Here is a 25,239-nt window from a genome sequence, read left to right on the forward strand (position 1 = left end):
ATGGAGCTGCCACTTCAAAGCCGGCGAAATAAAGGCACAAGTCAGTTCCGGAGAGAGGCGGCAAACAGCGCAAACGAATGCGAGCCTCCCCTTTAGCAGAGGAGGCTCGCGTGTCGTTTTTAACTGCAGGATGTGATCAGGAACGTGCCCCGATTTTTCTATCTCAAGCTGGCGGTGCGCTACGATGGTTCCCGCCTTTCAGTGGTGACTGGCTATGCCAGTTTGAAGCGCCCCACGATCTGTTGCAGCTCTGAGGCGAGGCCGGACATGTGCGTCGCCGCCTTGGCCGTCTCGTGGGCGCCGCCCGCCGTCTCCGAGACCACGTCGGTTATCGTGCCGATGTTGGCCGTAATCTCGCCGGTGACCGCGGTCTGCTGTTCCGCTGCAGTCGCGATCTGGTGGATCTGGGAGGTGAGCTCGTTGATGGCGTTCATGATGTCATCCAGCGCAGCACCGGAGCGGCGCGAGCTTTCCATGCCGGATTCGACCTCCTGCACCCCGTGCTTCATGCTTGCCACGGCGCCGCTGGTGTCGCTCTGGATCGCCTTGATCATGGCGCCGATCTCCTTGGTTGCCCGGGTCGTGCGTTCCGCCAAGGCCCGCACCTCGTCCGCCACCACGGCGAAGCCACGCCCCTGCTCGCCGGCCCGGGCCGCCTCAATCGCGGCGTTGAGCGCGAGGAGGTTGGTCTGGTCGGCGATGTCCTCGATGGTCCCGACGATCGCTCCTATCTCGTCTGAGCGGGTGCCCAGGTTCTGGACGGTCTGGGCCGATTCTTTCACACGCTCGGCGATCTTCTGCATGCCGACCAGGGTTTGTTGTACCACCTGGGCGCCGCCGCGGGCGGTTTCGCTGGCACGGTTGGAGGATTCGGCGGCCTGGGAGCAGTTGCTCGAGATGTCGTTGGAGGTCGCGCTCATTTCCTCGCTGGCGGTCGCCACCGTCCCGGACTGTGCGGCTACCTCCTCGGCGGCGGTGGCGATCTGTACCGCGGTCGCGCTCAACTGCTGTCAGGAGACGGAAAGCTGGCCGGTGTTGCGGGAGAGCTGGGAGACGATGCCGTGCACGTTGTCGATGAACCGGTTGAACCAGGTGCTTACCTCGCCCAGTTCGTCTTTGCGCCCGACTTCGAGCCGCCTGGTGAGATCCCCCTCCCCCTCGGCGATGTCCTTGAGCATGCCGAGCATCCGGGAGAGCGGGCGGGTGATGCCCAGGGAGATGAAGACGCCGAGGAGGCAGGTCCCGAGGCTGGCAACGCCGGCGAGGACCAGGCTCAGAATAAGGGTAAGGCGGGCATCGTGCGCCAGTCGACCGGCGGTGGCCAGGATTTCCGTGGTCAGCACATCCTCGACCTGCTTCATGCTATCGATCTTCTCAGTGATCACGGGGAACCAGTTCTCCGCGGGGATGCCGAAGTGGCCGGACAGTCCCTTCGACAGCACCGCGCCCCTGATCTCCTCGACCTTGCCGAAGACCGGCGCCTTAGCTTTTTCCTCGTAGGCGGCTATCGCCTGCGGGGAAGCGAACTTGCGGAACATGTCCAGGTAGTCCTGTTGCGCCGCGAGGATGGTCATGGTTCGCTGCAGTCTCTCCTGGTCAAGGACATCCGCCGCCAGCACCGCGTTCAGCGCCGCCCGTTCCTTCCCGGTCTCCTCCTTGGCCTTTACGAAGCTGTAATAGGCCGTCGCCTGGCGCATCACCTCGCGCTTGCCGCTGGTGGTTGCGACTGCGGCCACGACGTCCATGTAGGAGTTGATCAAGCCGGTGTAGAAGGTGTAGGCCTGGGCGCCGGTGACCTGGAGGGAGTCGATTCCGGTCCGGGTCTCCTTGAGCTTGGCGATGGCGCTCTCCGCAGCGTCGAGGCTTGGTTTCACCAACAGTACCGATGCCTCGTTCGTCTTCAGGAAACCGGCAACCGCTTCAATTTCCCGGTCGACCTTGGCCCTCTGGCCGGCCAATTCCTCACGGAATTTGGTCCCCTTGGCGTTGAGGTAGCCGGAGGTGTAGCCACGTTCCTTCTGGATCTGGTGTGACAGTTCTCCTACCTGTACCGCGAGGGCGGTCAGCTTCTGGGTTTGGACCAGCCCCTGCAGGGCGGTGTAGTCCTTGTTTGCGTTGTAAATGGAGAAGATGACCATCCCGAAGACCGGGACGGCGATCATCAGCGACAGCTTGGTGCGGATTCTCAGATTCCTGAACATGGTCGTTCCTTCCTTTGCGCGAGATTCTCCAGCTCTTAACCCAGCGCCTGGGCGCGACTGGCGGCGCTTTATGACAGCATGACCTGCTGCCTTTGATATTCGCTTTCAGCTATCGGCGCGGTGGGCGGCAAACTTTAGGGGAAATTCCCGCAGGCGGGAGCAATGGCGATGGGAGTGATGGGAGTGGGAAAGGCAGGACGGACTGGCGGCTGGGCTTGGCTGGGCAGCTGGGCAGCTGAACTGTGGGCTGTGGGGCTGTGGGGCTGTGGGGCTGCGGGGCTGCGGGGCTGCGGGGCTGCGCTGGGGGCTTGGGGCACAAAAAAGCCGCTGCTCCCTTGCGGGGGCAGCGGCTCGCCGAACAACGGCAGGTGGACGAAGGGTTACTTCGCGCCGAACAGGAAGTAGGAGAGGGAGAGCAGCGCCAGCACCCACATGCCGCCTTTCATTTCCTTGATGCGGCCGGTGGCGCCCTTCATGAGCGGATAGGCGATGAAGCCGGCGGTCATCCCGACGCCGATGTTGTAGGTGAAGATCATCAGCACCACGGTGAGGAACGCGGGCACCAGTTCGGTGAAGTCGTCGAAGTCGATCTTCGCCAGCGGGCTGATCATGTAGGAGCCGATCACGATCAGTGCGATGCCGTAGGCATGGGCCGGCACGATGGTGAACAGCGGCGCGAAGAAGAGCGCCAGCAGGAAGAACAGGGCGGTGACCAGGGCGGTGAAGCCGGTGCGGCCCCCTTCCTCGATGCCTGCGGCGGACTCGATGTAGGCGCCGGTGGTGGTGGTGCCCAAAAGCGGTGCGGCCACGGTGGCGAGAGCGTCGGCCAGCATCGGCTTCTCGATCTCGGGGAGGTTGCCGTTGTCATCCAAGAGGTCGGCGCGCATGGAGAGACCGAGCAGGGTCCCCACGGTGTCCAGGAAGGCCATGATGAAGATGGTCAGGATGATCGGGAAGAAACCGGGGTTCAAGGCACCGGCGAAGTCGAGCTTGAACAGGATCGGGGTGATGTCCGGCGGCATGCTCACGAAGGACTGCGGCAGCGGGGTCACCTTGAGGATGATCGACGCGATGGTGGTGACCACGATGCCGATCATCATGGAGCCCAGCACCTTGCGGGAGATGAGCACCACGGTGAAGAGCAGGCCGAAAACGGCCAGCAGCACGGAAGGCTGGGACAGATCGCCCAGCTTCACCGGCGCGCCGGGGACGCCCAGCACGACGATGCCGGTCTCGTTGAGGCCGATGAAGGTGAGGAACAGGCCGATGCCGGTGGCGAAGGCGCATTTGAGCGACAGCGGGATGGACTCGGCGAGCCAGCTGCGGACCTTGAACAGGGTGAGCAGGGTGAAGATGACCCCGGCGAAGAAGACGGCTGCCAGCGCGGTCTGCCAGGAGTAACCCATCACCTTTACCACGACGAACGCAATGAAGGCGTTCTCGCTCATGTAGGGGGCGATGGCGAAGGGGCGGTTGGCGAAGAAGGCCATCAGCACGGTGCCGAACACGGCGGCGATGATGGTGGCGGTGGTGGAGGGGCCGCGCGGGATGCCGGCATTCTCAAGGATCGCCGGGTTGACGATGATGATGTACGCCATGGTGAGGAAGGTGGTGAGCCCGGCGATGATCTCGCGCTTCATGCTGGTGCCGTAGCGTTGGAACTGGAAGTACGTGGCTATACGGGAGGTCATGCTAGTTTTGCTCCTTCATTGCGTAGAGTGCGGGCAGATTGCGCCAGTATCCTGCTATGTCCATGCCGCAGCCGAACAGGAAGCGGTCTTCGACCTCGAGCCCGACGAAGTCGGCCTTGGCACCGGGCGCCTTACGGTCATGGATCTTGTCCACCAGGACGGCGGTGTAGACCTCGGCGGCCCCCTCCTCCCGGCAGAACTTGGTGATTTCGGCCAAGGTCACCCCTTCATCGAGGATGTCGTCGATCAACAGCACCGTGCGCCCCTTCAGGGAGCGTTCCGGCTTCACCTTCCAAAGCAGGTTGCCGCCGAACATCTCCGCGCCGTAACGCGTCGCGTGGAGGTAATCCAGTTCGAGGGCAAAGGGGAGCTTGTCCACCAGTTTGCCGGTCACGAACAGCCCGCCGTTCATGATGCAGAACGCGATCGGGTCGGTCCCCGCCAGGCGCTCAGCGATTTCCCGCGCCATGCGTGACAGCGCCTCCTCGACTTCCTGCTCCGACCTCAGACAATCCGCCTTCTGGCGAATGTCCTCCATGTCTTTGAGTACCATTTCCGCTCCTTCGGAACTTTTGTTTAAAGCCGCCGAACCATAGCAGATTTATGCTGTAAAAACAACTAATTGAACTTTCATTAGTTGGGGTTTCCCGTATACGGGTGCGGGGGGGATGTGGACCGGCTTGCGGAGGGGTCAAGGGGAGAATTCGCGCTCCAGGGCCTTGCGGTCGATCTTGCTGTTGGAGGTGACCGGGAGGGTCGGGCAGCAGATGATTCGTTCGGGAATCATGTACTTGGGAAGGTGCGCGCCGCACAGACCGATCAGGTCCGCAGTCTCCAGCACGGCGCCTTCGACGTGGGAGACGTAGGCTACGATGCGGCTGCCGGTGAGGTCGTCCGGGATGGCGATCACCGCCGCCTGCCTGATCTCGGGATGGCTGTTCAGGACCACCTCGATCTCGTCCAGTTCGATGCGGAAGCCCTTGCTCTTTACCATGTGGTCCTTGCGCCCGGAGAAGACGAAATTGCCGTCGGCGTCCAGCCGCACCATGTCGCCGGTGCGGTAGACCCTGGCGTGGCTGGCGGGGTTGCGGGGGTCGGGGGTGAAGTGGGCGGCGGTGCGGACGGGATCGTTCCAGTACCCAAGCGCCACCGTCGCGCTCAGAACGTGCAATTCCCCCTCGCTCCCGGGCTCGGTGACCACCTCTCCGTCCTCGTCCATGGCGAAGACTTCGAAATTAGGGAAAGGGGTGCCGATCGGTATCTTCCAGGCTTCCTGCGGCAGTTGCTCAGGCAGCCGGAAAAAGAGCGATGAGTTGGCCTCGGTCTGGCCGTAGATGTTGTAGAAGGCGGCGGCAGGCATGAAGCGCTTGAGGACCTTCAGGTACTTGACCGGCATGAGGTCACCGGAGAAGTGAACCAGGCGCAGCCGCGGCAGCGTGAGCCGCTCCAGGGCGCCCTGGTCGGCCAGCTTGGTCAGCACCGACGCCACCGAGTTCCATACCGTGATCTCCTCGCGCTCCAGGAACTCGGCCAGGCGCACCGGGAAGGCCGACAGCGACTCGGGCACCAGCACGACGGTGGCCCCGCCCTTGATGGCGCAAAAGATGTCGAAGATGGAAAGGTCGAAGTGCAGCGGCGCATGGTTCGCCAGGCGGTCTCCGGCGCCTATGGCGAAGAAGTCGGTGGCCATGTCGACGAAGGTGAGGGCGTTGAGATGGGAGATCACCACGCCCTTCGGTGAACCGGTGGAGCCTGAGGTGTGCAGGATGTAGGCGGGCGAGGCACCGCAGACCTGGGGAGAGAGGGGCGGGCAGCACTCTTGCTCCAGGTTTTCCCAGGGGATCAGCTTCACCTTGGAAATCGCCCCGCCCGGCGCCGTCACCACCGCCTGCTCCAGCTTCAGTCCTTCGCCCCCCTCCGGGATGATCCGCTCCAGCTGTTCGACCGACGCGATGGCGAGCCGTATGCCGCAATGGTTGATGATGGAGCAGAGCCGCGGCGCGGGAGAGGCGGGGTCGAGCGGCACGTAGACCGCACCGGCCTTGAGAATGGCGAAGACTGCCACGACGCACTCGATCGACTTGTTCAGCAGGATGCCGACCCGGTCGCCCCGTCTGACGCCGTGGCTGATCAGAAGGGCCGCCAGCCCGTTGCTCGTTTGCTCCAGTTCCTGGTAGGAGAGCGCCCGCTCCTTGAACAGCACGGCCTGCCGTTCCGGGAACCTTGCCGCACTTTGGGTCAAAAGCTGCTGCAGCAGGTACATGGCGTCCCCCCCCTGTTCCTAAAGTCCCAGAAAAGTTGCGATTATGTTGCGTTGGATCTCGGAGGTGCCGGAGTAGATCTTCCCGGCAATGGCGTCGCGCAGGTTGCGCTCGAAGTCGAATTCGGTGCAGTAGCCGTAGGCACCGTGGATCTGCAGGGCGTCAGTGGCGTTTTGCACGTAGCTCTCGCTGATGAAGAGCTTGGCCATGGCCGATTCCAGCGGCGCGCGGCGGCCGGCGCTCTTTAATCCGGCGACCCGGTGCAGCATGAGGCGGGAGAGCTCTATGCGCAGCTTCATGTCGGCGATCTTGTGCGACACCGACTGGCACTTGCCGATGGCCTGGCCGAACTGGCGCCGCTGCCGGGCGTACTCCACGCACTCCTCGAGGATCTTGTCCATGGCCCCCAGGTGCGCGGCGAACAGGCAGCTTCGCTCCCATTCCATCTCGGAGTTGAAGATGGCCGCGCCGGCGCCCTGCGCGCCCAGCCGGTTTTCCTCGGGGACCTCGCAATCCTCCAGGAAGACCTCACCCAAAGGACAGGTCCTCAGTCCCATGGTGTCGAGCGGGCGGCCCACCGTGAACCCAGGGGTTCCTTTGTCGACGATGAAGGCGGAGACGCCGGCAAATCCCTTGCTGGGATCGGTGACGGCGAAGACCAGCAGGAGGTCGGCTATCGGCGCGTTGGTGATGAAGGTCTTGGAGCCGTTCAACAGGTAGCGGTCGCCGCGCTTTTCGGCCCGGCAGCGCATGCTGAAGGCGTCCGACCCCGCCTCCGGCTCGGTCATGGCGTGCCCCCCTTTGGCTTCCCCGGAGATGAGGCGGGGGAGGTAGCGCTTTCTTTGTTCCGGCGTGCCGAAGCGGTTGATGGGGGATTCGCAGGTCCAGATGTGGGAGTTGAGCGAGAAGATGAGGCCGCTGTCGCGGCAGGCGTAGCCGAGCCCCTCCATGGTGGCGACGGCGGTCATGGTGTCCAGGCCCAGCCCTCCGTACTCCTCGGGCATGGTGATGCCGGGGATGCCGAACTCGGCGCACTTGCGCCAACCCTCTTCGGAGAACTCCCCGTGCTTCTCCCGCTCCTTGACCCCCTGGTTCAGGTCGCGCCGGGCGAAGTCGATCGCCATCTGTTTGAAGTTTTCCTGCTCGGTGCTGAAGGTGCTCGCGTCCATGTCGGCCTCTCCGGCTCACTCTATAGGGTGAAGAAGAGAGAGGCGACCCCGTAGTGGGCAGGCCGCCCCGCTTCCTGTTTAAGTACCTCGAATGTGCCGATGGAAATCTTTTGCAGTTCTTTTATCGCGGCCACGTAGCGGCTGCGGGCCTGCTCGTCCAGGGATCTTTTCAGCCCGTCGCAGGCGTAGATCAGGCACTTCAGGGGACGCTCGACATGGGGCAGCAGGCAACCGCGCGGCCCGAGGTGGACGCAGCGGTCCCCAGATGGCTTTGCCGCCGGCACCCCGGGGCGCCCTGGTTGTAAGCGGTGCCATGCCGCGCCCAGGCGCATTGTCAGGTAGCCAGCCAAGGGTACGGGGGGGCGGACTGCGTACCCGACGACCCTGCTATCGGTATGGCGACGCAGCCAATAGTCGATGGCGGTGAAGTAATTGTCGGCAGGTTCCCGACAGCAGGCACCTTGGCATCGGTCACACCTCGCATAGGACGGCAACTCCAAGGCGGCTATGGCGAGATGGCTGGCGACCCGGTCCCGGTTCAGCCGCTCCAGCGCCTGGCGGGCCTGCGGCGATAGGTTGTGGTCCAGGTCCAGCAGGTCGTGGCTCAGGCTGGCGACGCGCTGGAACAGGCGGTACGGTCTGGAGAAATGCCAGAAGTCCTGGAGGTCCCGGTGCATCTCGCCCCCTCGTCGCGCTCAGCCCTGGTCCCGCTTGCGCTGGGCCACCCCGGACAGGGCGTAGATCATGGCCCAGGCGGCCAGGTGCGAGGAGTATCCGTGCGGGTCCTGCCCCGGGTAGACCTCGACGAAGTCCAGTCCGTCAATCCCCGAACGCCCGATGGTCTGCAGCGCCGGCAGCAGTTCGGTGGGCAAAAGCCCGTTGAAATCGGCCGGCCCTCCCGGGTTGTAGCCGGCATCGATGCAGTCGCTGCAGATGGTGACGAAGACGTGCCTGGTCTTTTCGTGGGCGATCGCAATCGCCTCCTGGGTCACCTCCACCATGCCCCGCTCGCGGATCTCTTTGGTGGTGAAGATGCGCGCCCCCATGCTGCGGGCGTACTCGTACTGCGCCGGCGAGTTTCTCGGTCCCCTGATCCCCATGTGCACGATGCTCTCCTTGCGCACCTTGGGGAGCTGCGCGATCCGGTGCAACGGGCCGCAGCGCGGGAACAGGTCGGCGCCGAACGACTTGGCGTTGTCCAGGTGGGCGTCGAAGTGGATGATGCCGATCTCACCCTGGCCCGACTCCCCGAGCGCCTTCACGATCTCGGGGGTGAAGGAATGGTCGCCACCCAACACGAAGGGAATGCTGCGGCTGCGGTACACCGCCAGCATCGCCTTATGCACGTTGGCCATGGTCTCGCCGGGGTCGTTGGGGTTGACCGGGACGTCGCCCATGTCCCCCAACTGCAGGTGGTCGAACAGGTCGATCTCGTATTCCGGGAGGAACCCGCCGTAGCGCGCCGAGGCATGTCTGATGCTGCGCGGCGCGAGCTCGCAACTGCTGAAGGAGCCCCAGGTCACCGTCCCCTCCCAGGGGACCCCCGCCACGATGACATCGCACCCCCCCGGGAGATTGCGCGGATCGAGCACCGGGACGCCGAGGAACGAGGGCGTGTCCCCGTACACCTTGGGGAGGGAGGCTTTTCTATTGGGGACCATGGGGATTTCTTTGCTGTTCATGGTGGCTCCTTTGCGGCGGCCTTAGCCTGCGCTCTGGCCGGTTACGTGCACCTTCCTCGTCAGCAGCAGGCGTGTCGCCCTGACCCGCTTCAGCTCACGCCAGCGCAGGGTCCGGTGCACCCAGAGCGCCGGCACGTTGTCGGCCCAGAAGAAACCGTAGGCCTTGGTTACCCCCCTCTTTTTCAGCAGGTGCAGCATGCCGTTTTGCAGCGCGGCCGCGACATTGCCCCCGCGGTGCGCCGGGTCCACGAACATGTCGAAGGTGTAGGCCTCCCCTGGGCTGCACTGGATGCCCAGCCATTGTTCATCGGGGTGGCTGCCGCAGTCAGCGCCTTGCCGCTTGTCGGCGCACCAGACGTCTCCCACCACCGTGTTCCCCTTCACCAGACCGAAGCCGCGGTAACCCTTGCCCAGATAGCTGAGCGCCTTGAGGTACCTGCTCTGGAACCGGTATTCCATGCGCCGCTCCCCGAGGAGTTCCCCGCTCAGTTCCACGACGGCTTCGTCGGCCGGGCGGGTGAAGTCGGTGACCGGACGCAGAGCGTCGAGCGGTATCTCTACCGGCACCGCCACCCGGTTCAGGTAGAAGATCTCCCCCAGCAGGCTGCGCCATCCGGAGATGAGCACCATGTCGCGGGCTTGTACCAGTCGCATCTTGCAGTACTGAAGCATCACCCCTCCAACGCCTGTGCTCGGCTACTCCTTGGCCGTCAGCTTCCAGTTTATGAACTGGGCCACGGCCGATATGGTCTCGAAATGCTCCGGCACTATCTCGGTGTCCGCGATCTGCACTCCGAATTCCTTTTCCAGGTAGGCGATCAGTCTCTGCACCCCGAGAGAATCAACGATCCCCTTGTCTATGAGGGAGTCGGAGGGGGATAGGGTGACTTTGGGGCCGGGACCTGCCATCTCGTTTTCTATGAACGACCTGATGGTATCGGTGTAATCCGTCATCTCTTCCTCCTCAATCATGGGGAGCAGAGCGCGGGCACTATCGGCGCAGCAGCGCACCTGCTTCGGCCCTGTCCCGGGTTGGCTCCGGCGCAGTGACTTGTGATTGACGTATTATAATTACAAAACTGTAATCTTTGGCACGCACCTTAGTGTACAGTTGCCCGTTTGGCTGTCAAGGGTGGTCTTTTTTGTTCCACTGGGGCGGCCAAAGATGCTACCTTGGCGCAATGTCGTGGAAGATCATCGAAAGAAAACGGACCCTGCTGGCGGGTGAAAGCGGCCCCGGTCGCGGCAAGAGCGGCGGACGGCTCTCCTGCTGCCTGGTCTATCCCAACCGCTATCACTCCGCCATGAGCAACCTCGGCTTCCAGGCGGTCCATGCCATGGTGAACGCGCAGGCGGAGATCAGCTGCGACCGCGCTTATCTGCCGGACCGGGACGAACTGGAAGAACTGCAAAGGACCCGGGGCACGCTGCTGTCGCTGGAGGGGCAGCGCCCCCTTTCCTCGTTCGACCTGATTGCCTTTTCCATCTCCTTTGAAAGCGACTACCTGAACCTTCCCGCCATCTTCAGGTTGGCAGGCATCGAGCCGTACGCCGCCAAGCGCTCGCCGTTGCAGCCGCTGGTCCTGGCCGGCGGAGCGGCGCTCTTTCTGAACCCCGAGCCGGTCGCCCCGTTTCTGGACCTGGTCTGCATCGGCGAGGCCGAGCCCACCCTTCCCCCTCTGCTGGAGTTGCTGAAGCGGGGGGCGCCGTCGCGCGAGGAACTGCTCCTCGAAGCGGCGCAACTCCCCGGCATCTACGTTCCCTCGCTCTATCAGCCGCAGTATGACGGGGTGCGCCAGGTGGCTTTCCACCCCGCTCCCGGCGCGCCGGTAAAAGTGCGCCGCGTCTGGGACCCAGATCCCGACAGCCGCCCGACCGTCACCGAGATCCACACCGACGCCACCGAGTTCTCCGGGATGCACCTGGTCGAGATCTCCCGCGGCTGCCCGCGTGCCTGCCGCTTCTGCGCCGCCGGGTTCATCTATCTTCCCTACCGGAGCCGGTCGCCGGAACTGGTGCGCCAGGAGGTGCTCAAGGGGGTGGCCCAGGGCAGGAAGGTCGGGCTGGTGGCCGCGGCCGTTTCCGACTACGCCGGGATCGGCGAGCTCTGCTGCGACATCGTCGCCGCCGGAGGCAAGTTCTCGGTTTCCTCCTTCCGCATCGACCACCTGGACGGGCGCATGATCGAGGCCTTGAAGGCCAGTGGCCAGAAGTCGGTGGCGCTGGCGCCGGAGGGGGGCTCGCAGCGGTTGCGCGACCTGGTCAAGAAGGGGATCAACGAGGAGCAGATCCTGGCCGCCTGTGACATGCTGGTGAGCCACGACATCCTGAACCTGAAGCTGTACTTCATCATCGGGCTTCCCACCGAGACGGGCGAGGACCTGGGGGAACTGGTTGCGCTTGTGAAGAAGATCCGGGAGCGGGTCGTCGCTGCCGCCAAAGAAAACCGGCGCCTGGGCGAGATCCAGCTTTCGGTGAACCCCTTCATCCCCAAGCCGTTCACGCCCTTCCAGTGGTGCGCCATGGAACCGGTCAAGTCGTTGGAGAAGAAATGGAAGTTCCTGCAGAAGGAGTTGGGGCGGTTGTCCAACCTGAAGCTGCAGATGGAGAGCCCGCGCGAGGCCTTCCAGCAGGCGCTTTTGTCGCGCGGCGACCGCAGGCTGGCGGGGCTGCTGGTGGCCGCCGACCGGCTGGGCAACTGGAAGGAAGCGCTGCGGGAGCAGGGATTCGACGCCGAGGCGTTGGTGTGCCGGGAGATCGCGCTGGAGGAAATGCTCCCCTGGGACTTCATCGACGGCGGGGATACCGCCAGGCTGCTGCGGGAGTACCGGAAGGCGTTGGGCGGGACGGCTGAGTTGAATGGAGAGTAAGGCGAGTCGGGCAGATAAGGGCAGATAGGATAGCAAGAGAAGTAGCACCTTGCGTCCCCGCCCCCGGAGGGGGAGGGACAGGGAGGGGGCTGCTGTTGGGTGCCCCCCTCCCGACCTCCCCCCTCCGGGGGGAGGGGGTAACGGTGCTGCGCTACTTGATCAGTTCCAGGGTGGCCTTGATGGCCTTTTCGATCCCCTTGCCAGCCTCGGCGATGCCGCCGGCCAGCATGTAGGCCGGGGTCGACACGATCAGGTTGTCGCGGTCCACCACGCATTCCGTGGCCGGGCATTCGACGTGATTGCTCCCGGTGGCGTCGATGGCCTGGGCGGTGCCCGGGTCGTTGCCGATGGTGAGCTTGGGGGCGAGGTCTTTGCCCAGGGCGAGGGCGACCACCGCCGGGGCGATGCAGATGGCGCAGATGGGCTTTTTCGCCGCCGCCATGTCCCGGATCAGCTTGAGCACGTCCGGCTGCACGCTCCCCTTGGAGCCCTCGAAGGCGAAGCTGCACAGGTTCTTGGCCGCCCCGAAACCGCCCGGGAGCACGATGGCGTCCAACTCTTCCACCTTGGCGCTTTTCACGTCGGCGATGTCGCCGCGTGCGATGCGCGCCGCCTCGACCAGCACCTTCCTCTTGGCCCCGGTGTCCTGCATGGTAAGGTGGTTCACCTCGTCCAACTCGATATCGGGGGCAAAGCAGACTGCCTTGGCGCCGCTGTTGTCGATGGCGAGCAGGGTCAGCACCGCCTCGTGAATTTCGCTTCCGTCACGCACGCCACAGCCGGAAAGTATTACGCCTATCTTCTTCATGCAGATGCCTCCTGTCTTGTAGTTTAGTGGTCGATTGCGATATTCTATGCGCGATGTTGGCACTGTGCAAGTGGTTCTGGCGGCTGCTGAAAGAACTATTGCGTCAGAATGTCACAGCTTCGCCGCCTTCACCAACCGCGGAGCTGTCAACGGCACGTCTGTGACAGTAGCCGATCAACTTATGACAGAGACTAGAAAACCCGAAATAGACGTCCCACGCTGCACCGGCTGCGGTCGCTGCGTCGCCGCCTGCCCCGGCCGGCATCTCACCCTGGAAGTGGCCGGCTACCGCAAGCACGCCCTGCTGGTCAAGCCGAAAGCGTGCGACGGCTGCCTTGCCTGTCTTCCCGCCTGCCCGGTACGCGCCATCTCCTGAATTCTTTTCATTCCCCCAGCTTGTCCACCTGCAGCAGCCTCGGAAAGAGCTTCATCCACAACAACACGACCACCATGGTGCCGACGCCGCCGATCAGCACCGCCGGCACGGTGCCGAAGAGCGCCGCGGTGACCCCGGACTCGAACTCCCCCAACTGGTTGGAGGTGCCGATGAACATCGAGTTGACGGCGCTTACCCTGCCGCGCATCTCGTCCGGCGTCTCGATCTGCACCAGCGATGCGCGGATCACGACGCTGACGATGTCCGCCGCACCCAACGCCATCAGGGCGGCCATGGAGAGCGGGAACGAGGTGGATAACCCGAAGACCACGGTGGCGACGCCAAATAGGAACACGCTCAGGAACATGGTGCGCCCGACCCGGTGCCGCAGCGGGCGGCGGGCGAGGAACAGGGATACCCCGAGGGCACCCATGGCGGGAGCGGCGCGCAACAGCCCCAGGCCCAACGGGCCGGTATGCAGGATGTCCCGGGCGAAGACAGGCAGGAGGGCGGTGGCGCCACCTAAGAGCACCGCGAAGAGGTCGAGCGAGATGGCGCCCAGGATTTCCTGGCGGCTCCTGATGAAGGCGATCCCCGCGAAGAGGGAGCGCACCGTGGCCGGTTCGCGCGGCACCGGTGCGCGGTCCAGGCGGATCCGTGACAGGAGCAGGCTCGCGGCGAAGAAGAGCAGGGCGGCGCTGGTGTAGACCGTGGTGGGGCCGAGGGCGTAGAGAAGTCCCCCCAAAGCCGGGCCCGCGATGCTGGCGGTCTGGTTGGCCGAGGCGGACCAGGCCGAGGCACGGGGAATCAGCTCCTGCGGCACCAGCCACGGCACCAGGGCCAGCATGGTCGGACCCTCGAAGGCGCGCAGCGCCCCGGCGACGAAAACGATGACCAGGATGGCGTCCTTGCCGAGCCAGCCTCCGTGGGAACCCAGCGCAAGCAGCGCCAGCGCGAGGCCTTCCAATACCTGGCAGGTGCCGGCGATGCGCCTTCTGTCGTAGCGGTCGGCGACGTGCCCCACCGCCAGCGTCAGCAGGAACATGGGGAGGAACTGTGCCAGGCCGACCAGCCCCAGGTAAAAGACGGAGCCGGTAAGGGCGTAGATCTGCCACCCCACGGCGACTGCCTGCATCTGCAGCGCAATGGAAGAGCAGACCCGCGCCAGCCAGAAAAGCCGGAACGGTCGGTGTCTCAGCACTGATTGCTGGAAATTTCCTGCCTCAACGGTGGATGTCATAGCGAGCGGGTCCGGTTCTTACTGGCAGTGTGGCAGTGCGCCTGGCGCGTGACAATATCTCGTTCAGCACCACTGTTGTAAATGACTTCACCGCTGTTGACAACAGGGTTCTTTACCCTACTCTTCAATTGGTTGCGGATGCACCGGAAATCCTGTTGCAGACAAAGGGGGAAGGTCATGCTTTACTTCATCAAGCACAATATCATCCACACCTATCCGGTTGCCAAGGGGTGCACAGCGTCTTACGAGCAGGAGCAGCTGCGTGACACGGTGCCGTACGAGGTGCAGGAGTGTCCGTACTGCATGAAGGTCTGGCCGGGAAAGAAGGATGATTGAGTTCGGCACCTGAAGAACGATGTGCCGGCAGGAATGAGAAAAGGCCGCCTCCCCGAGGGAAGCGGCCTTTTCCGTTGATGGTGATCCCAAGGGGACTTGAACCCCTGTTACCGACGTGAAAGGCCGGTGTCCTAACCACTAGACGATGGGACCGAATTGTTGCTTCCCGTCCCGTCAGGGTTGGGGTACTGTCACAAGGCCCAGTCATGTGACAGAAAAAGGGTGGTGAGCCGCGTTGGGATCGAACCAACGACCACCTGATTAAAAGTCAGGTGCTCTACCAACTGAGCTAGCGGCTCGCTTAAGAGGGACTGGCTCCGTAGGTGCCTGTCCCTTTCAGTGCTGTTTGAGTGGCGTCCCCAGCCGGATTTGAACCGGCGTCGCCGCCGTGAAAGGGCGGTGTCCTGGGCCGGGCTAGACGATGGGGACGGGTGGTGAGCCGCGTTGGGATCGAACCAACGACCACCTGATTAAAAGTCAGGTGCTCTACCAACTGAGCTAGCGGCTCAAACAGTGCAGCGAAGCAAGAACAACCTTATAGCAAATCGATTTCTGGCAGTCAACACTTTTTATTAAAAAATTAGCCGCGCTCGAACGGGTTCCTGAGCACGATGGTTTCGTCGCGGCGCGGGCCGACGGAAACCAGCACCACCGGGGCGCCGGAGAGGGCCTCGACGCGCTTCACGTAGTCCTGGGCGTTCTTCGGGAGTTCCGCGATGCTCTTGGCGCCGGTGATGTCCTCGGTCCAGCCGGGGAGTTCCTCGTAGATCGGGGTGCACTGTTCCATCACCTCGAGGCTGGCCGGGATCTCGTCCAGTACCTGGTCGTTGTACTTGTAGCCGGTGCAGACCTTGATGGTGTCCAGGCCGGTGAGGACGTCGAGCTTGGTGATGGCGATGCCGGAGAGGCCGTTGACGCGTACGGCGTAGCGGGCCACCAGGGCGTCGAACCAGCCGCAGCGGCGCGGACGGCCGGTGGTGGAGCCGAACTCGCGGCCCGCCTGGCGCAGCGCCTCGCCGGTCTCGTCCAGAAGCTCGGTCGGGAACGGCCCGCTGCCGACGCGGGTCGCGTAAGCCTTGGAGATGCCGATCACCTCGTGGATCTCCCTGGGGGAGACGCCGCTGCCGGTGCAGGCGCCGCCGGAGCAGGTGGAGGAGGAGGTGACGTACGGGTAGGTGCCGTGGTCGACGTCGAGCAGGGTCCCCTGGGCCCCTTCGAAGAGGAGGCTCTTGCCCGCCTTGATCTCCTTGTGCAGAAGGAGCGAGGTGTCCGCCGCGTACTTCCTCAGCGTCTCGGCGTAAACCATGTACTCGTTGTAGATCTCCTCGAAGGTGAAGGGCTGATCGCCCAGCAGCTGGGTGAGGATCAGGTTCTTCTCGTCCAGCACCTCTTTCACCTTGCGGGTGAAGGCCTTCTCGTCCAGCAGGTCCATGAGGCGGATGCCGCGGCGGCCGATCTTGTCCTCGTAGGCGGGCCCGATGCCGCGGCCGGTGGTGCCGATCTTCTTGGCGCCGGAGTTGCGCTCGCGGGCGATGTCGATGCGCTTGTGGTACGGCATGATGATGTGCAGCGCCTCGGAGAGCAGCAGCATGCTGTCATCCTTCAGGTACCCGTTGTTCTTGAGACGGGTGATCTCCATGATGAAGACTTCCGGGTCGAGCACGACGCCGTTGCCGATCACGCAGCGCTTCCCCTCGTGCAGGATGCCGGACGGGATCAGGTGCAGGATCACCTTCTCGTCCCCGACCACCAGCGTGTGGCCTGCGTTGTTGCCGCCCTGGTAACGTACCACGTCGTCGGCGTATTCCGTATAGATGTCGACGACCTTGCCTTTGCCCTCATCGCCCCACTGGGCACCAATTACAACGACGTTAGCCATGATTCTCCCCTTGCAGATCGAATTTCAAATCGAGACCTTTATCGAACAACTCCTGCTTGCTCACGGCTATGGCGCGACGGTCGGCGACCCTGACCAGGTAAAGCTGGTCGGCCGCACACTCTTCGGCACCGATCACCAGAAGCATCCGGATGTCCATCTTCTTCGCGTACTCAAGCGAGCTCTCGAAGTCGCGCTTGATGATATCCCTGGCGCAGGTGAAGCCGAGGCTTCTCAGCTTCTGCGCCACTTCCAGCGCCTCGCGGCGCTCGTCTTTCTTGTTGAAGACCAGGAAGTCGCGGCTGCTGGAAGCCTCTACCTCCGGCCTCTTGGCCATGCTGGCCAGAAGCGCCAGGATGTTGAAGGCGAACCCGGTGGCGTGCGCCGGGTAGCCGTACTTGGCGGTCAGGTCGTCGTAGCGCCCGCCGCTGCAGACCGCTTCGCCGATACCGGGGACGAAGCCCTCAAAAGTGATGCCGGTGTGGTAGTCCAGCCCGCGGATCTCACCCAGGTCGATGGTGAGGTGGTCCGCGACGCCGTAGATGTCGAGGATCTCCACCACCTGGGTGATGTTCTCCAGCGCCTTTCTGGAGCGCTCGTTGCCGGCGATGCGGGCGGCTTCCTTGAGTACCTCGCGGCCGCCGTAGAGCCTGGGCAGCAGCGCAATCTCTTCCCTGACCCGCTCGGGAGCACCGGCAGCTTCCAGGATGGAACGGACCGCGGTGACTTCCTTCTTGCTGATCGCTTCCTGCAGCTGCCGCTGCACCTCGCGGGAGAGCCCGGAGGCGTCCATGATGCCGCGGTAGAAATCCACCTGCCCGAGATCGATTTTGAAGCCGGTGAAGCCCAGGTTCTTCAGCACCTCGACCGCCATGGCGACCATCTCTGCGTCCGCCTCGGGGGAGTTCAGCCCGATCAGTTCCACGCCGGACTGGAAGATCTCGCGGCTTCGCCCCGACTGCATCTGCGCCTGCCTGAGTACACGGCCGGAATAATAGATACGGTGGGGCAGGGGGAGCGAGTGCATCCTGGTGGCGACGATGCGCGCCACCTGGGGGGTGATGTCGGGCGGGATGGCCAGAAGCCTCCCGGTCTGGCGGTCGTCGAAGCGGAAGGTCTTGCTGCGCAGCTCGTCACCCATGCCCAGGGCGAGCACGTCCTCGAACTCGAGCAGCGGGGTGATCATGCGCCGGAAGCCCCAGAGCTCGAAGACTCGGTGGATGCTGTCGGCGATGAAGGTGATCTTGTCGGCAGTTTCCGGGAGAAAATCGCTTACCCCTTTGGGGAGGGGCGCTTCAATGCATGCGGGGTTGGTCACGGGTCGTCCTAACTCCGGGAGTACCGGCAGTCCGGCAAAAGGTGGCAAAAAACGAGGAATCGTAACAGTATGGCGGGGGGAAGTCAAGACATTCCCCCCGCCGTCGGGCTATTCGATACCCATCAGCCGCACCACGCTGCCACCCTTGCCGCCGAAGGTCCCCTTCTGGGCCACCTCGAGGAGGACCAGCTCCTTGGAGGCGGGGTTGTAGGAGTAGTCGGCGAGGTAGTTCTGGCTCTGCTTGGTGCGCCACTTCTCCTCCAGGGAGGAGCCGTTCCAGGTGAAGTTGACCACGGAGTACTTGGAGTAGGAGCGCATGTTGCCCAGCACGAAGAAGCCGGCGTTCTGCGGTACCAGGAGCTCGCCCTTCTCGGTAACGGTGATGCGCTGCTCGAGGAAGCGGGTGCGGAACGGGGTCATGTTGGTCCGCTCGTTCTCCCAATCCCTGCGCTGGAAGTAGGTCTCGGAGCCGCCGAACTTGTCGGAGCTTCTCCAGAGCTCCTCGCCGGTGTCGGAGTAGACCAGGAGGTAGCCGCTGTCGCTGAAGGCGGTGAGGTAGCTCTTGCCGGACTGGTCGCGGAACAGGTTGAAATTGAAGATGTTGGCGAAGCGCGGCATCTTGATCGGGTTGCTGAGCTTCACACCCTTGTCGACGATGCTTGCCTCGTACACGTCGCCGTAGAAGTCATCGGTGCGCCCCATCTGCTGGGCGTAGAGCTTCTTCGCGCCGCCGTAGGGGGCGACGGTGCGGAACATGTAGGGGACGTCCTCGGCGACCAGTTTCAGTGTGTCGTTCTGGAGGGCGTAGATCCTGGAGGAGATGTTCTCGCGGTCCATGATGGTCACGAACACAAGGACACGCCCGTTGGCCTCCGGCCCCATGGCGTCCAGCGCCAGGACCTTCATGCGCTCGGGGAGGATGACCTCGGTGACCAGGTCGAGCTTTCCGCCGGGACGATACAGGTGGATCCCCTTGTCGTCGGCAGTCATGAACTCCTTGGTCCCCCAGGTGGCGACGCCGCTGTACACGCCCGACAGACGCTGGCTGATCCAGCCGGGGGTAGCCTCGCTGCGCACGATCTCGGAAGAGGGGGCCTTGACCAGTTCCTGGGCGGCTGCCGGACGCTCGATCTCGGCACGCGGAGCCCTGAAGGGGGCCTCGACGGGGGGGGCGGGTAGCGCCGGTGCCGACGCCTGGAACTGCTTCACGATGTCACCCTTGAGTTTCCCGGAGATCTTGCCCACGGCCGGAATGAGGGCGTCCATGCTCTCGCCCTGCTCGAAGGCGGTGGCGAGCTGCTTGCCGCCGGCGCTCTTCGCGATGGCGTCGAGGCTGAACATCTTGCCCAGCGTGGTGTAGCTTCCGGACACGATGACGTCCGCCTCGGCGGGGGTGTCGACGGTCACCACGCCGTCGCCGGCCAGGCGCGTCGCCAGCAGGCGCTGCAGCGTGTTTTTCAGGTTGCCGTTGTCGGCGGGGGAAACGGTGAACTCGGCGATATAGGCGCGGATGGTTGAGGCTGAGGCTGCCGCGGCTGCCAGCAGCGTGCCAACGAGAATCAGGATGGCAACAAGGGATCTTTTCATTGATTGCTCCGCTTTCGGGTTATTTAAGACGCCGAATTATCGCAGAGCGTTCCTCATTAGTCAAACTGTTTCACCCGCCGTGGACCCGCTTTGAGCGCAGTTTTTGGCAAGGTGCGGCAATAAAAAAAGCGGACCTGGGGTCCGCCTCTTTCTTCGACTTGTCGGCAACAGAAGTATCAGTGCCCGGGCTTTTCCATCTCCCTCAGCATCTCTTGTGTTTCAGCGAGTTTCTGACGCAGTTGATCGAGCTCTTTGGGCGTGTAGACCCTGGTCCCCTTGTCGATCTCCTTGGACAGGCGCTGCATCCGGGTAAAGATGTCGTCGACCTGGTCCTTGCAGTTCTGGGACAGGAGCAGGCACTCGTTTTTCTCGGCCGGTGTCTGCTCGGCATAGACGCCTGTGCTTGTCGCCATCAATAAGGCTCCCGTAACTAACAGTATTGCCCTTTTCATGGTGTGCTCCTTTCTGGCATGTCTCTGTCGTGGAGTTGCTTGCTCACCGGGTGCCGGTTTAGCTGTCAGGCCTTTCCAGGTTGCGCAGGATATCGCTGGTTTCCTTCAGCTTGTCCTGCAGCTTCTTGAGCTCCTGCGGGGTGTACACCCTGGTCCCCTTCTCGATCTCCCGGTTCAGTTTGCGGATCCTCTGTTGGATGTCGTCGACCTGGTTCATGCAGTTTTTGGACGCCAACAGGCATTCGTCTCTCTGGTCAGCCGCTGTCTGGGCGAATGCCGGGACCGAAGACAGCATAAAAAGGCTTGCCGCCAGCATCATTGCCATCTTTCTCATACGTTAGCTCCTTTAAAAGATATCGTTAGAAAAGCATAATGATTGAAACACATAACACGTGCTTGTCAAACAGGGCGGAGATAAATGTGCAGATAGGCTCTGGCGCTGGTTCAGTGAGCTGGAGAGTGCCTGGGGGACGGCTTGCTGCCTCGTGCACAAGGAACAGCGGCGTCGGAGGGAAGGCAAGGGGGGAGGCGTGACAGGCAATACGGACAAAAAAACAAGCCGGAGAGTGGTCTCTCCGGCTTGCTGGTTCTGCTGTGTCTATACCTGCCGTCGGACGGCAGCCGAGACGCTTGTTCTTAGAATGCGTAGCTCAGCTGTACGTTGAACAGGTACGGATTGTCTGCGTCGGCGGTCTGAGCGTAGGTCCCGACCCTGTCGGCAGCGGTAGCGCTGCCCAGGGCGTCGCCGAGGAAGACGTAAGCGGCAGCAACGCTGGCGCTCAGGTTGTCGTAGATCTTGTAGCCGACCTGGGCGTTAACCTCGGTGCCGAGGGACTTCTTCTCGGCCGCGCGGGCCTCTACAGTCCTCAGGTGGCCAACGTTGGCGTTGTAGAAGGTCTTGCCCATGGCGCCCTCGTAGCCTGCGAAGAGGCCGATGGAGCCGCGGCCGCCGACGGTCAGGTCGTTGCCGGTGAGCGAGGTGGAGGTGTTGACTGCCTGGTTCGGACGAACCAGGATCCACATGTTGGCCGGGTTGAAGTAGGTGGTGCCGGCAGATACGGTCTGGAAGGCGTTGTTGTTGGTGCCGCCCTTGTCGCCGGAGAGGTAGAAGCCGGCGAAGTTAACCGCGCCCGGGCCTGCTTTGACCTTGCCGGTTGCGCCGAACATGTAGGAGCTGATGTCGCTGGTAGCATTCACTTCGCCGAACTGGTAAGCGGCGAACGGTTTGATGTTGGCCGGGCCAAAGTTCAGGTCGGCGTTGACGCCAATCATGTGGAGCACATCGTAAACGGTAGTGCGGGCACCGGCGGCGGCGCCGGGATTGCCGGGGACGGCGGGTACGGCGGCGGTGGCGACGGTGTCGTTCTGGACGTTGTAGTAGGTGGCGCCGACGGTGATGTCCTTGTTGACGGCGAACTTGCCGTCAAGGACGATGAGGTCGGCGGTGTACTGACCCGGGCCGGTGATGGAGGTGGCCGGGGTGTTGTCGTCGAAGCGGAACCAGCCGAGCTGGCCGGTTATGCCGTCAATCTTCTTGGTGGCGACGACGCCGGTCATGTCAGCCAGCAGGAACAGGCTGCCGTAGGCGTCGGCCCAGGGCTGCATACCAACTTTGAAGTTGGCGCCGGTGGCCGGCTCGTTGAAGTCGAGGTAAACGTTCTTGGTCTCGAGGGTCAGCTGGTCGGCGTCGAGGTTACCGGAGTCGTTGCCGGTGGTCCCTTTGTAGCCGGTGGAGACACCGCCGAAGCGGGTGTCGAGCTCGAAGTGGGTAACGAGCTTCAGGTTGTCGTTCGCCTTGGCGATGTACATGATGCGTGCACGCTGCTCGGCGAAGAAGCCGGAGTGTGCGTCTTTACGGAGGATGTCCTTGGTGTCGCCGCCGGAGAGGGCGTTGGTCTGGTAGCCCATGAATTTGAACATACCATGGAACTCGTTCTCCAGCGCCATTGCCGGAACGGCGGTTGCTGCGCTCAGAGCGCTGACAGCTGCAAATGCAAGCAATTTCTTTTGAAAGCTCATCGTCTACCTCCTGGTTTGTTTGTTACAACGCGATTGAAGTTCCTGCTGTACTGTCAATTCGCCACGGGGCGAAGGTCAGTTTCACTATAAAGAAAGAGCTCTTAAGTCAACCGCCGCTAATGAACAGGGTTGAGCCAAGAGCTCTTCTGAATGGTACTCGGGCTGTTTTGAGTCAGCAATGATTATCTCCTCGACATTTGCGTAGAAGGTCACGCAGATCAGCCAGTACAGCCTATCCCAATGAGCAAACCGGTGTTATATAAATCTGAGGTCACTATATTATTTTTCAAACAAATGTCAACAGAAAAAAACTTCACTCATTAGATATGGGAAATCGCATGCTTTAGTGACTTTCCTCGTGCACCTCACACAGTTCGGTGAGCACGCCGTTGCTGCTCTTCGGGTGCAGGAAGGCGATGCGTGCTCCGTGGGCGCCGCTTCTGGGGGTGGCATCGATCATCCTGGTCCCGCCGGCGATGAGCCGCGCGATGGTGGCTTCGATGTCGCTTACCCCGTAGGCCACGTGGTGCACGCCGGGGCCGTTTTTCTCCAGGAACTTCGCCACCGGGCTTTCCGCAGAGGTCGGTTCCAGAAGTTCTATTTTAGATTCTCCGATGGAGAGAAAAGCAACTTTCACAAGCTGGCTCGGCACCTCTTCGATACCGGCGAAGTTCATTCCCAGGGTGTCACGATAAAAGGGAAGTGCTTCTTCAATAGATGTAACGGCTACCCCAAGGTGGTTTATCTTCGTGAGCATGTCTGTTCCCCTGATGACTGCGTCAGAAACTCTCTGACGGTGGCAGATGATATCGTAGAATTTTCAAAATGCAAGTAACGGTAACGAAAAAGTTACGTTACGGGCACGTGACAATTCGTGAAAAAAACCTATGACTGATTGGAAAGGGATGAAACTTGGTGAGTCGGTGTGCTGTGACAGAAACAGGATTGTGATGAAAAGAACGAAGCCTTGCGATGTTACGGTTCCTGCCGGAACGATCTGCGCCGTTCCGGCAGGAACTTGCCGTGCCGGTTTTTAAAGCACCACGGTCTCCCTGTGCACGCCGAAGACGCCGCGCATGACGTTGGCGATCTCGCCCAGGGTGGCGTAGCTCTTCACCGCGTCGAGGATGTACGGCATCAGGTTCTCGCTCCCCTTGGCTGCCTGCTCCAGCGCCTTCAGGGTGGTTTCCACCTTGGCGCCGTCGCGCTTGGCCTTCATGGCGGCGAGGGCCTGTTTCTGCTTCACCTCGACCTCGTCGGTCACCTTCAACAGCCCCTGCGGCGCGCCTTCCTCCACGGTGAACTTGTTGACGCCGACGATGATGGTTTCGTCCTTCTCGATGGAGCGCTGGTAGGCGTAGGCGGAATCCTGGATCTCCTTCTGCTGGAAGCCGCGGGAGATGGCCTCGACGGCGCCGCCCAGGGTGTCGATCTTCTCGATGTACGCCATGGCCTGCTGCTCGATCTGGTCGGTGAGGGACTCGACCAGGAAGGATCCGGCCAAGGGATCGATGGAGTCGGCGACCCCGGACTCGTAGGCGATGACCTGCTGGGTCCTGAGCGCGATGCGCACCGACTCTTCGGTGGGAAGGGCCAGCGCCTCGTCGCGGGAGTTGGTGTGCAGCGACTGGGTGCCGCCCAGGACCGCGGCCAGCGCCTGCAGGGTGACGCGCATGATGTTGTTGTCCGGCTGCTGTGCGGTCAGGGTGCAGCCTGCGGTCTGGGTATGGAAGCGCAGCATCTGGGAGCGCGGGTCTTTGGCTCCGAAGCGCTCGCGCATGATGCGGGACCACATGCGGCGGGCGGCGCGGAACTTGGCCACCTCCTCCAGCAGGTTGTTGTGGGCGTTGAAGAAGAAGGCCAGGCGCGGCGCGAACTCGTCCACGTCAAGGCCCGCCTTGACCGCCGCCTCGACGTAGGCGATGCCGTCGGCCAGCGTGAAGGCCACTTCCTGCACGGCGGAGGAACCGGCCTCGCGGATGTGGTAGCCGGAGATGGAGATGGTGTTCCACTTGGGGACGCTGTCCTTGCAGTAGGCGAAGATGTCGGTGATGATGCGCATCGACTCTTTCGGCGGGTAGATGTAGGTGCCGCGGGCCATGTACTCCTTGAGGATGTCGTTCTGGATGGTGCCGGAGATCTTGTCCGGGGTCACCCCCTGCTTCTCGGCCACCGCGATGTACATGGCCAGGAGGATGGAAGCGGTGGAGTTGATGGTCATCGAGGTGGAGACCTTGTCCAGCGGGATGCCGTCGAAGAGGACTTCCATGTCCGCCAGGGAGTCGATGGCGACCCCGACCTTGCCCACCTCGCCGCGGCTCATGGACGCGTCGGAGTCGTAGCCCATCTGGGTGGGGAGGTCGAAGGCGATGGAGAGGCCGGTCTGCCCGGCGGAAAGCAGGTACTTGTAGCGCTCGTTGGACTCGGCGGCGTTACCGAAGCCGGCATACTGGCGCATGGTCCAGAACCTGCCGCGGTACATGGTCGGCTGCACCCCGCGGGTGAAGGGGAACTGCCCGGGGAAGCCCAGGTTCTCCTCGTAGCCCGGGTAGTCGAACTGCGGGGCGTAGCAGCGCTCGAGCTCATTGTCGGAGCTGGTCTTGAAAGAGCTCCTGCGCTCGGGCGCCTTGGCCATGCTCTTCTCTACGGTTGCCTGCCATGCCTGTTTCTTTTCAGAAATGCTCATGATGCTCTCCTGGCGGTACGAAATTGTGATAACAGAATCAAGCTAGTGAAAGACGTCTTTTGTTTACGCTAAATTTTCGCGAAAGTGAATTATTTTTTCCTAACCGTGCTGCGGTGATACTGCCCGACGGCGCGTCAGGTCTGTTTTATTTTTATAATGGTGATTTAAATTTAAAGAATCGAGTCAAAACAGCAACTTGTCTCGCTCGGCTCCCCGTGGTGCGTTTTGGCGTGTTTTATTTTCGCGGCAAAATTTAAAATCACGATCTGTCATACAAAACAGCAAAACGCCTATAACATAATGTTTTACCAGCGGTTTTGCCGATTTTTCTCTTGTAAAACAACTGCGGCGCCCATATATTTCTTGGCGACCAAAATAATCATGAGCGCCCCGCTGAGGGCAAGAGGAGACGCAGATGCAATGCCCGGTATGTAAGAACGACGAACAAAACGCCATGGACCTCCGCTCCGGTGCCTTCAACGAGGACCTCAAGGAGTGCCCCACCTGCGGTACCACCTGGTCCGTCAACCACGGCATGATGGCCATCGTCAAGGACCCGCTTGCCGACTCTTTCCTCGAGGCCCTCTCCGCGGACAACATCTGCTTCGCGGCGGCCTAGCCAGCTACAAAAAAATAACTGACCCGGCTTTCAGGGCGGGGTCAGTGG

Annotated in this window: 24 protein-coding genes and 4 tRNA genes; 4 read left to right on the forward strand and 24 right to left on the reverse strand. The window is 62.4% G+C overall.

Annotation, left to right across the window (positions count from 1 at the left end; all coding sequences use genetic code 11):
• Nucleotides 1-212: 212 nt before the first annotated feature.
• The 10 genes from H7687_RS21900 to H7687_RS04165 all read right to left on the reverse strand — a co-directional run bounded on the left by H7687_RS21900 (nucleotide 213) and on the right by H7687_RS04165 (nucleotide 9,958).
• Nucleotides 213-1,004 (reverse strand): methyl-accepting chemotaxis protein, encoded by a 792-nt coding sequence (locus H7687_RS21900; protein WP_246404568.1) that lies wholly within the window; start codon nucleotides 1,002-1,004, stop codon nucleotides 213-215.
• 6 nt (nucleotides 1,005-1,010) lie between these two features.
• Entirely contained in the window at nucleotides 1,011-2,201 is a 1,191-nt protein-coding gene (locus H7687_RS21905; RefSeq protein WP_246404570.1) for a nitrate- and nitrite sensing domain-containing protein, read from the reverse strand.
• A gap of 380 nt (nucleotides 2,202-2,581) precedes the next feature.
• Nucleotides 2,582-3,892: an NCS2 family permease gene (locus H7687_RS04130; RefSeq protein WP_183345394.1), complete on the reverse strand. Its 1,311-nt coding sequence runs from the start codon at nucleotides 3,890-3,892 to the stop codon at nucleotides 2,582-2,584.
• Between the two features lies 1 nt (nucleotide 3,893).
• On the reverse strand, nucleotides 3,894-4,445 hold the full coding sequence (locus tag H7687_RS04135) for a hypoxanthine-guanine phosphoribosyltransferase (RefSeq protein ID WP_183345396.1): 552 nt from the start codon (nucleotides 4,443-4,445) through the stop codon (nucleotides 3,894-3,896).
• 138 nt (nucleotides 4,446-4,583) lie between these two features.
• The gene (locus H7687_RS04140; RefSeq protein ID WP_183345398.1) at nucleotides 4,584-6,155 is read right to left on the reverse strand and encodes an amino acid adenylation domain-containing protein; all 1,572 of its coding nucleotides are present in this window, start codon (nucleotides 6,153-6,155) and stop codon (nucleotides 4,584-4,586) included.
• Between the two features lie 18 nt (nucleotides 6,156-6,173).
• Entirely contained in the window at nucleotides 6,174-7,322 is a 1,149-nt protein-coding gene (locus H7687_RS04145; RefSeq protein ID WP_183345400.1) for an acyl-CoA dehydrogenase family protein, read from the reverse strand.
• A gap of 20 nt (nucleotides 7,323-7,342) precedes the next feature.
• Nucleotides 7,343-7,999 (reverse strand): hypothetical protein, encoded by a 657-nt coding sequence (locus H7687_RS04150; RefSeq protein ID WP_183345402.1) that lies wholly within the window; start codon nucleotides 7,997-7,999, stop codon nucleotides 7,343-7,345.
• An 18-nt stretch (nucleotides 8,000-8,017) separates the two neighbouring features.
• On the reverse strand, nucleotides 8,018-9,004 hold the full coding sequence (locus H7687_RS04155) for an agmatinase family protein (protein WP_183345404.1): 987 nt from the start codon (nucleotides 9,002-9,004) through the stop codon (nucleotides 8,018-8,020).
• 21 nt (nucleotides 9,005-9,025) lie between these two features.
• The gene (locus H7687_RS04160) at nucleotides 9,026-9,676 is read right to left on the reverse strand and encodes a GNAT family N-acetyltransferase (protein WP_183345406.1); all 651 of its coding nucleotides are present in this window, start codon (nucleotides 9,674-9,676) and stop codon (nucleotides 9,026-9,028) included.
• A 24-nt stretch (nucleotides 9,677-9,700) separates the two neighbouring features.
• A complete protein-coding gene (locus H7687_RS04165; RefSeq protein WP_183345408.1) occupies nucleotides 9,701-9,958 on the reverse strand; it encodes an acyl carrier protein in 258 nt (85 codons plus the stop codon).
• A gap of 227 nt (nucleotides 9,959-10,185) precedes the next feature.
• On the opposite strand from H7687_RS04165, the gene H7687_RS04170 reads away from it, so the two are divergent.
• Nucleotides 10,186-11,874, forward strand: a complete 1,689-nt coding sequence (locus H7687_RS04170) for a radical SAM protein (RefSeq protein WP_183345410.1) — start codon at nucleotides 10,186-10,188, stop codon at nucleotides 11,872-11,874.
• A gap of 151 nt (nucleotides 11,875-12,025) precedes the next feature.
• On the opposite strand, the gene elbB is transcribed toward H7687_RS04170, so the two are convergent.
• A complete protein-coding gene (gene elbB / locus H7687_RS04175; RefSeq protein ID WP_183345412.1) occupies nucleotides 12,026-12,682 on the reverse strand; it encodes an isoprenoid biosynthesis glyoxalase ElbB in 657 nt (218 codons plus the stop codon).
• A gap of 181 nt (nucleotides 12,683-12,863) precedes the next feature.
• Here elbB and H7687_RS04180 point away from each other — a divergent pair, with 181 nt between their 5' ends.
• Nucleotides 12,864-13,058 carry a 4Fe-4S binding protein gene (locus H7687_RS04180; RefSeq protein WP_183345415.1) on the forward strand — a complete coding sequence of 65 codons (195 nt, stop codon included), beginning with the start codon at nucleotides 12,864-12,866 and terminating at the stop codon, nucleotides 13,056-13,058.
• A 7-nt stretch (nucleotides 13,059-13,065) separates the two neighbouring features.
• On the opposite strand, the gene H7687_RS04185 is transcribed toward H7687_RS04180, so the two are convergent.
• Nucleotides 13,066-14,259, reverse strand: a complete 1,194-nt coding sequence (locus H7687_RS04185; protein ID WP_246404572.1) for an MFS transporter — start codon at nucleotides 14,257-14,259, stop codon at nucleotides 13,066-13,068.
• 216 nt (nucleotides 14,260-14,475) lie between these two features.
• On the opposite strand from H7687_RS04185, the gene H7687_RS04190 reads away from it, so the two are divergent.
• The gene (locus H7687_RS04190) at nucleotides 14,476-14,634 is read left to right on the forward strand and encodes a hypothetical protein (protein ID WP_183345419.1); all 159 of its coding nucleotides are present in this window, start codon (nucleotides 14,476-14,478) and stop codon (nucleotides 14,632-14,634) included.
• A gap of 78 nt (nucleotides 14,635-14,712) precedes the next feature.
• Here H7687_RS04190 and H7687_RS04195 read toward each other — a convergent pair.
• The 12 genes from H7687_RS04195 to H7687_RS04250 all read right to left on the reverse strand — a co-directional run bounded on the left by H7687_RS04195 (nucleotide 14,713) and on the right by H7687_RS04250 (nucleotide 24,572).
• A tRNA-Glu gene (locus tag H7687_RS04195) sits at nucleotides 14,713-14,787 on the reverse strand.
• Nucleotides 14,788-14,857: 70 nt separating this feature from the next.
• Nucleotides 14,858-14,933 (reverse strand) — tRNA-Lys (locus tag H7687_RS04200).
• A gap of 52 nt (nucleotides 14,934-14,985) precedes the next feature.
• Nucleotides 14,986-15,063 (reverse strand) — tRNA-Glu (locus H7687_RS04205).
• Between the two features lie 3 nt (nucleotides 15,064-15,066).
• Nucleotides 15,067-15,142 (reverse strand) — tRNA-Lys (locus H7687_RS04210).
• Nucleotides 15,143-15,214: 72 nt separating this feature from the next.
• Nucleotides 15,215-16,513 carry an adenylosuccinate synthase gene (locus tag H7687_RS04215; protein ID WP_183345421.1) on the reverse strand — a complete coding sequence of 433 codons (1,299 nt, stop codon included), beginning with the start codon at nucleotides 16,511-16,513 and terminating at the stop codon, nucleotides 15,215-15,217.
• Nucleotides 16,506-17,828 carry an ATP phosphoribosyltransferase regulatory subunit gene (locus tag H7687_RS04220; RefSeq protein WP_183345423.1) on the reverse strand — a complete coding sequence of 441 codons (1,323 nt, stop codon included), beginning with the start codon at nucleotides 17,826-17,828 and terminating at the stop codon, nucleotides 16,506-16,508. Before H7687_RS04220 ends, H7687_RS04215 begins: the two co-directional genes overlap by 8 nt.
• 108 nt (nucleotides 17,829-17,936) lie before the next feature.
• Nucleotides 17,937-19,415 carry a hypothetical protein gene (locus H7687_RS04225; protein ID WP_183345425.1) on the reverse strand — a complete coding sequence of 493 codons (1,479 nt, stop codon included), beginning with the start codon at nucleotides 19,413-19,415 and terminating at the stop codon, nucleotides 17,937-17,939.
• Nucleotides 19,416-19,591: 176 nt separating this feature from the next.
• Complete coding sequence (locus tag H7687_RS04230; protein WP_246404574.1) at nucleotides 19,592-19,828, reverse strand: hypothetical protein; 237 nt, start codon at nucleotides 19,826-19,828, stop codon at nucleotides 19,592-19,594.
• 97 nt (nucleotides 19,829-19,925) lie between these two features.
• On the reverse strand, nucleotides 19,926-20,201 hold the full coding sequence (locus tag H7687_RS04235) for a hypothetical protein (RefSeq protein WP_183345429.1): 276 nt from the start codon (nucleotides 20,199-20,201) through the stop codon (nucleotides 19,926-19,928).
• Nucleotides 20,202-20,503: 302 nt separating this feature from the next.
• The gene (locus H7687_RS04240; RefSeq protein WP_183345431.1) at nucleotides 20,504-21,886 is read right to left on the reverse strand and encodes a porin; all 1,383 of its coding nucleotides are present in this window, start codon (nucleotides 21,884-21,886) and stop codon (nucleotides 20,504-20,506) included.
• Nucleotides 21,887-22,229: 343 nt separating this feature from the next.
• Nucleotides 22,230-22,643 carry a methylmalonyl-CoA epimerase gene (gene mce, locus H7687_RS04245; protein ID WP_183345433.1) on the reverse strand — a complete coding sequence of 138 codons (414 nt, stop codon included), beginning with the start codon at nucleotides 22,641-22,643 and terminating at the stop codon, nucleotides 22,230-22,232.
• Between the two features lie 276 nt (nucleotides 22,644-22,919).
• A complete protein-coding gene (locus H7687_RS04250) occupies nucleotides 22,920-24,572 on the reverse strand; it encodes an acyl-CoA mutase large subunit family protein (protein ID WP_183345435.1) in 1,653 nt (550 codons plus the stop codon).
• Nucleotides 24,573-24,987: 415 nt separating this feature from the next.
• Here H7687_RS04250 and H7687_RS04255 point away from each other — a divergent pair, with 415 nt between their 5' ends.
• On the forward strand, nucleotides 24,988-25,191 hold the full coding sequence (locus tag H7687_RS04255) for a hypothetical protein (protein WP_183345437.1): 204 nt from the start codon (nucleotides 24,988-24,990) through the stop codon (nucleotides 25,189-25,191).
• The last annotated feature ends 48 nt before the right edge of the window (nucleotides 25,192-25,239 follow it).

It is taken from the genome of Geomonas paludis, assembly GCF_014193585.1.
GTDB lineage: Bacteria > Desulfobacterota > Desulfuromonadia > Geobacterales > Geobacteraceae > Geomonas > Geomonas paludis.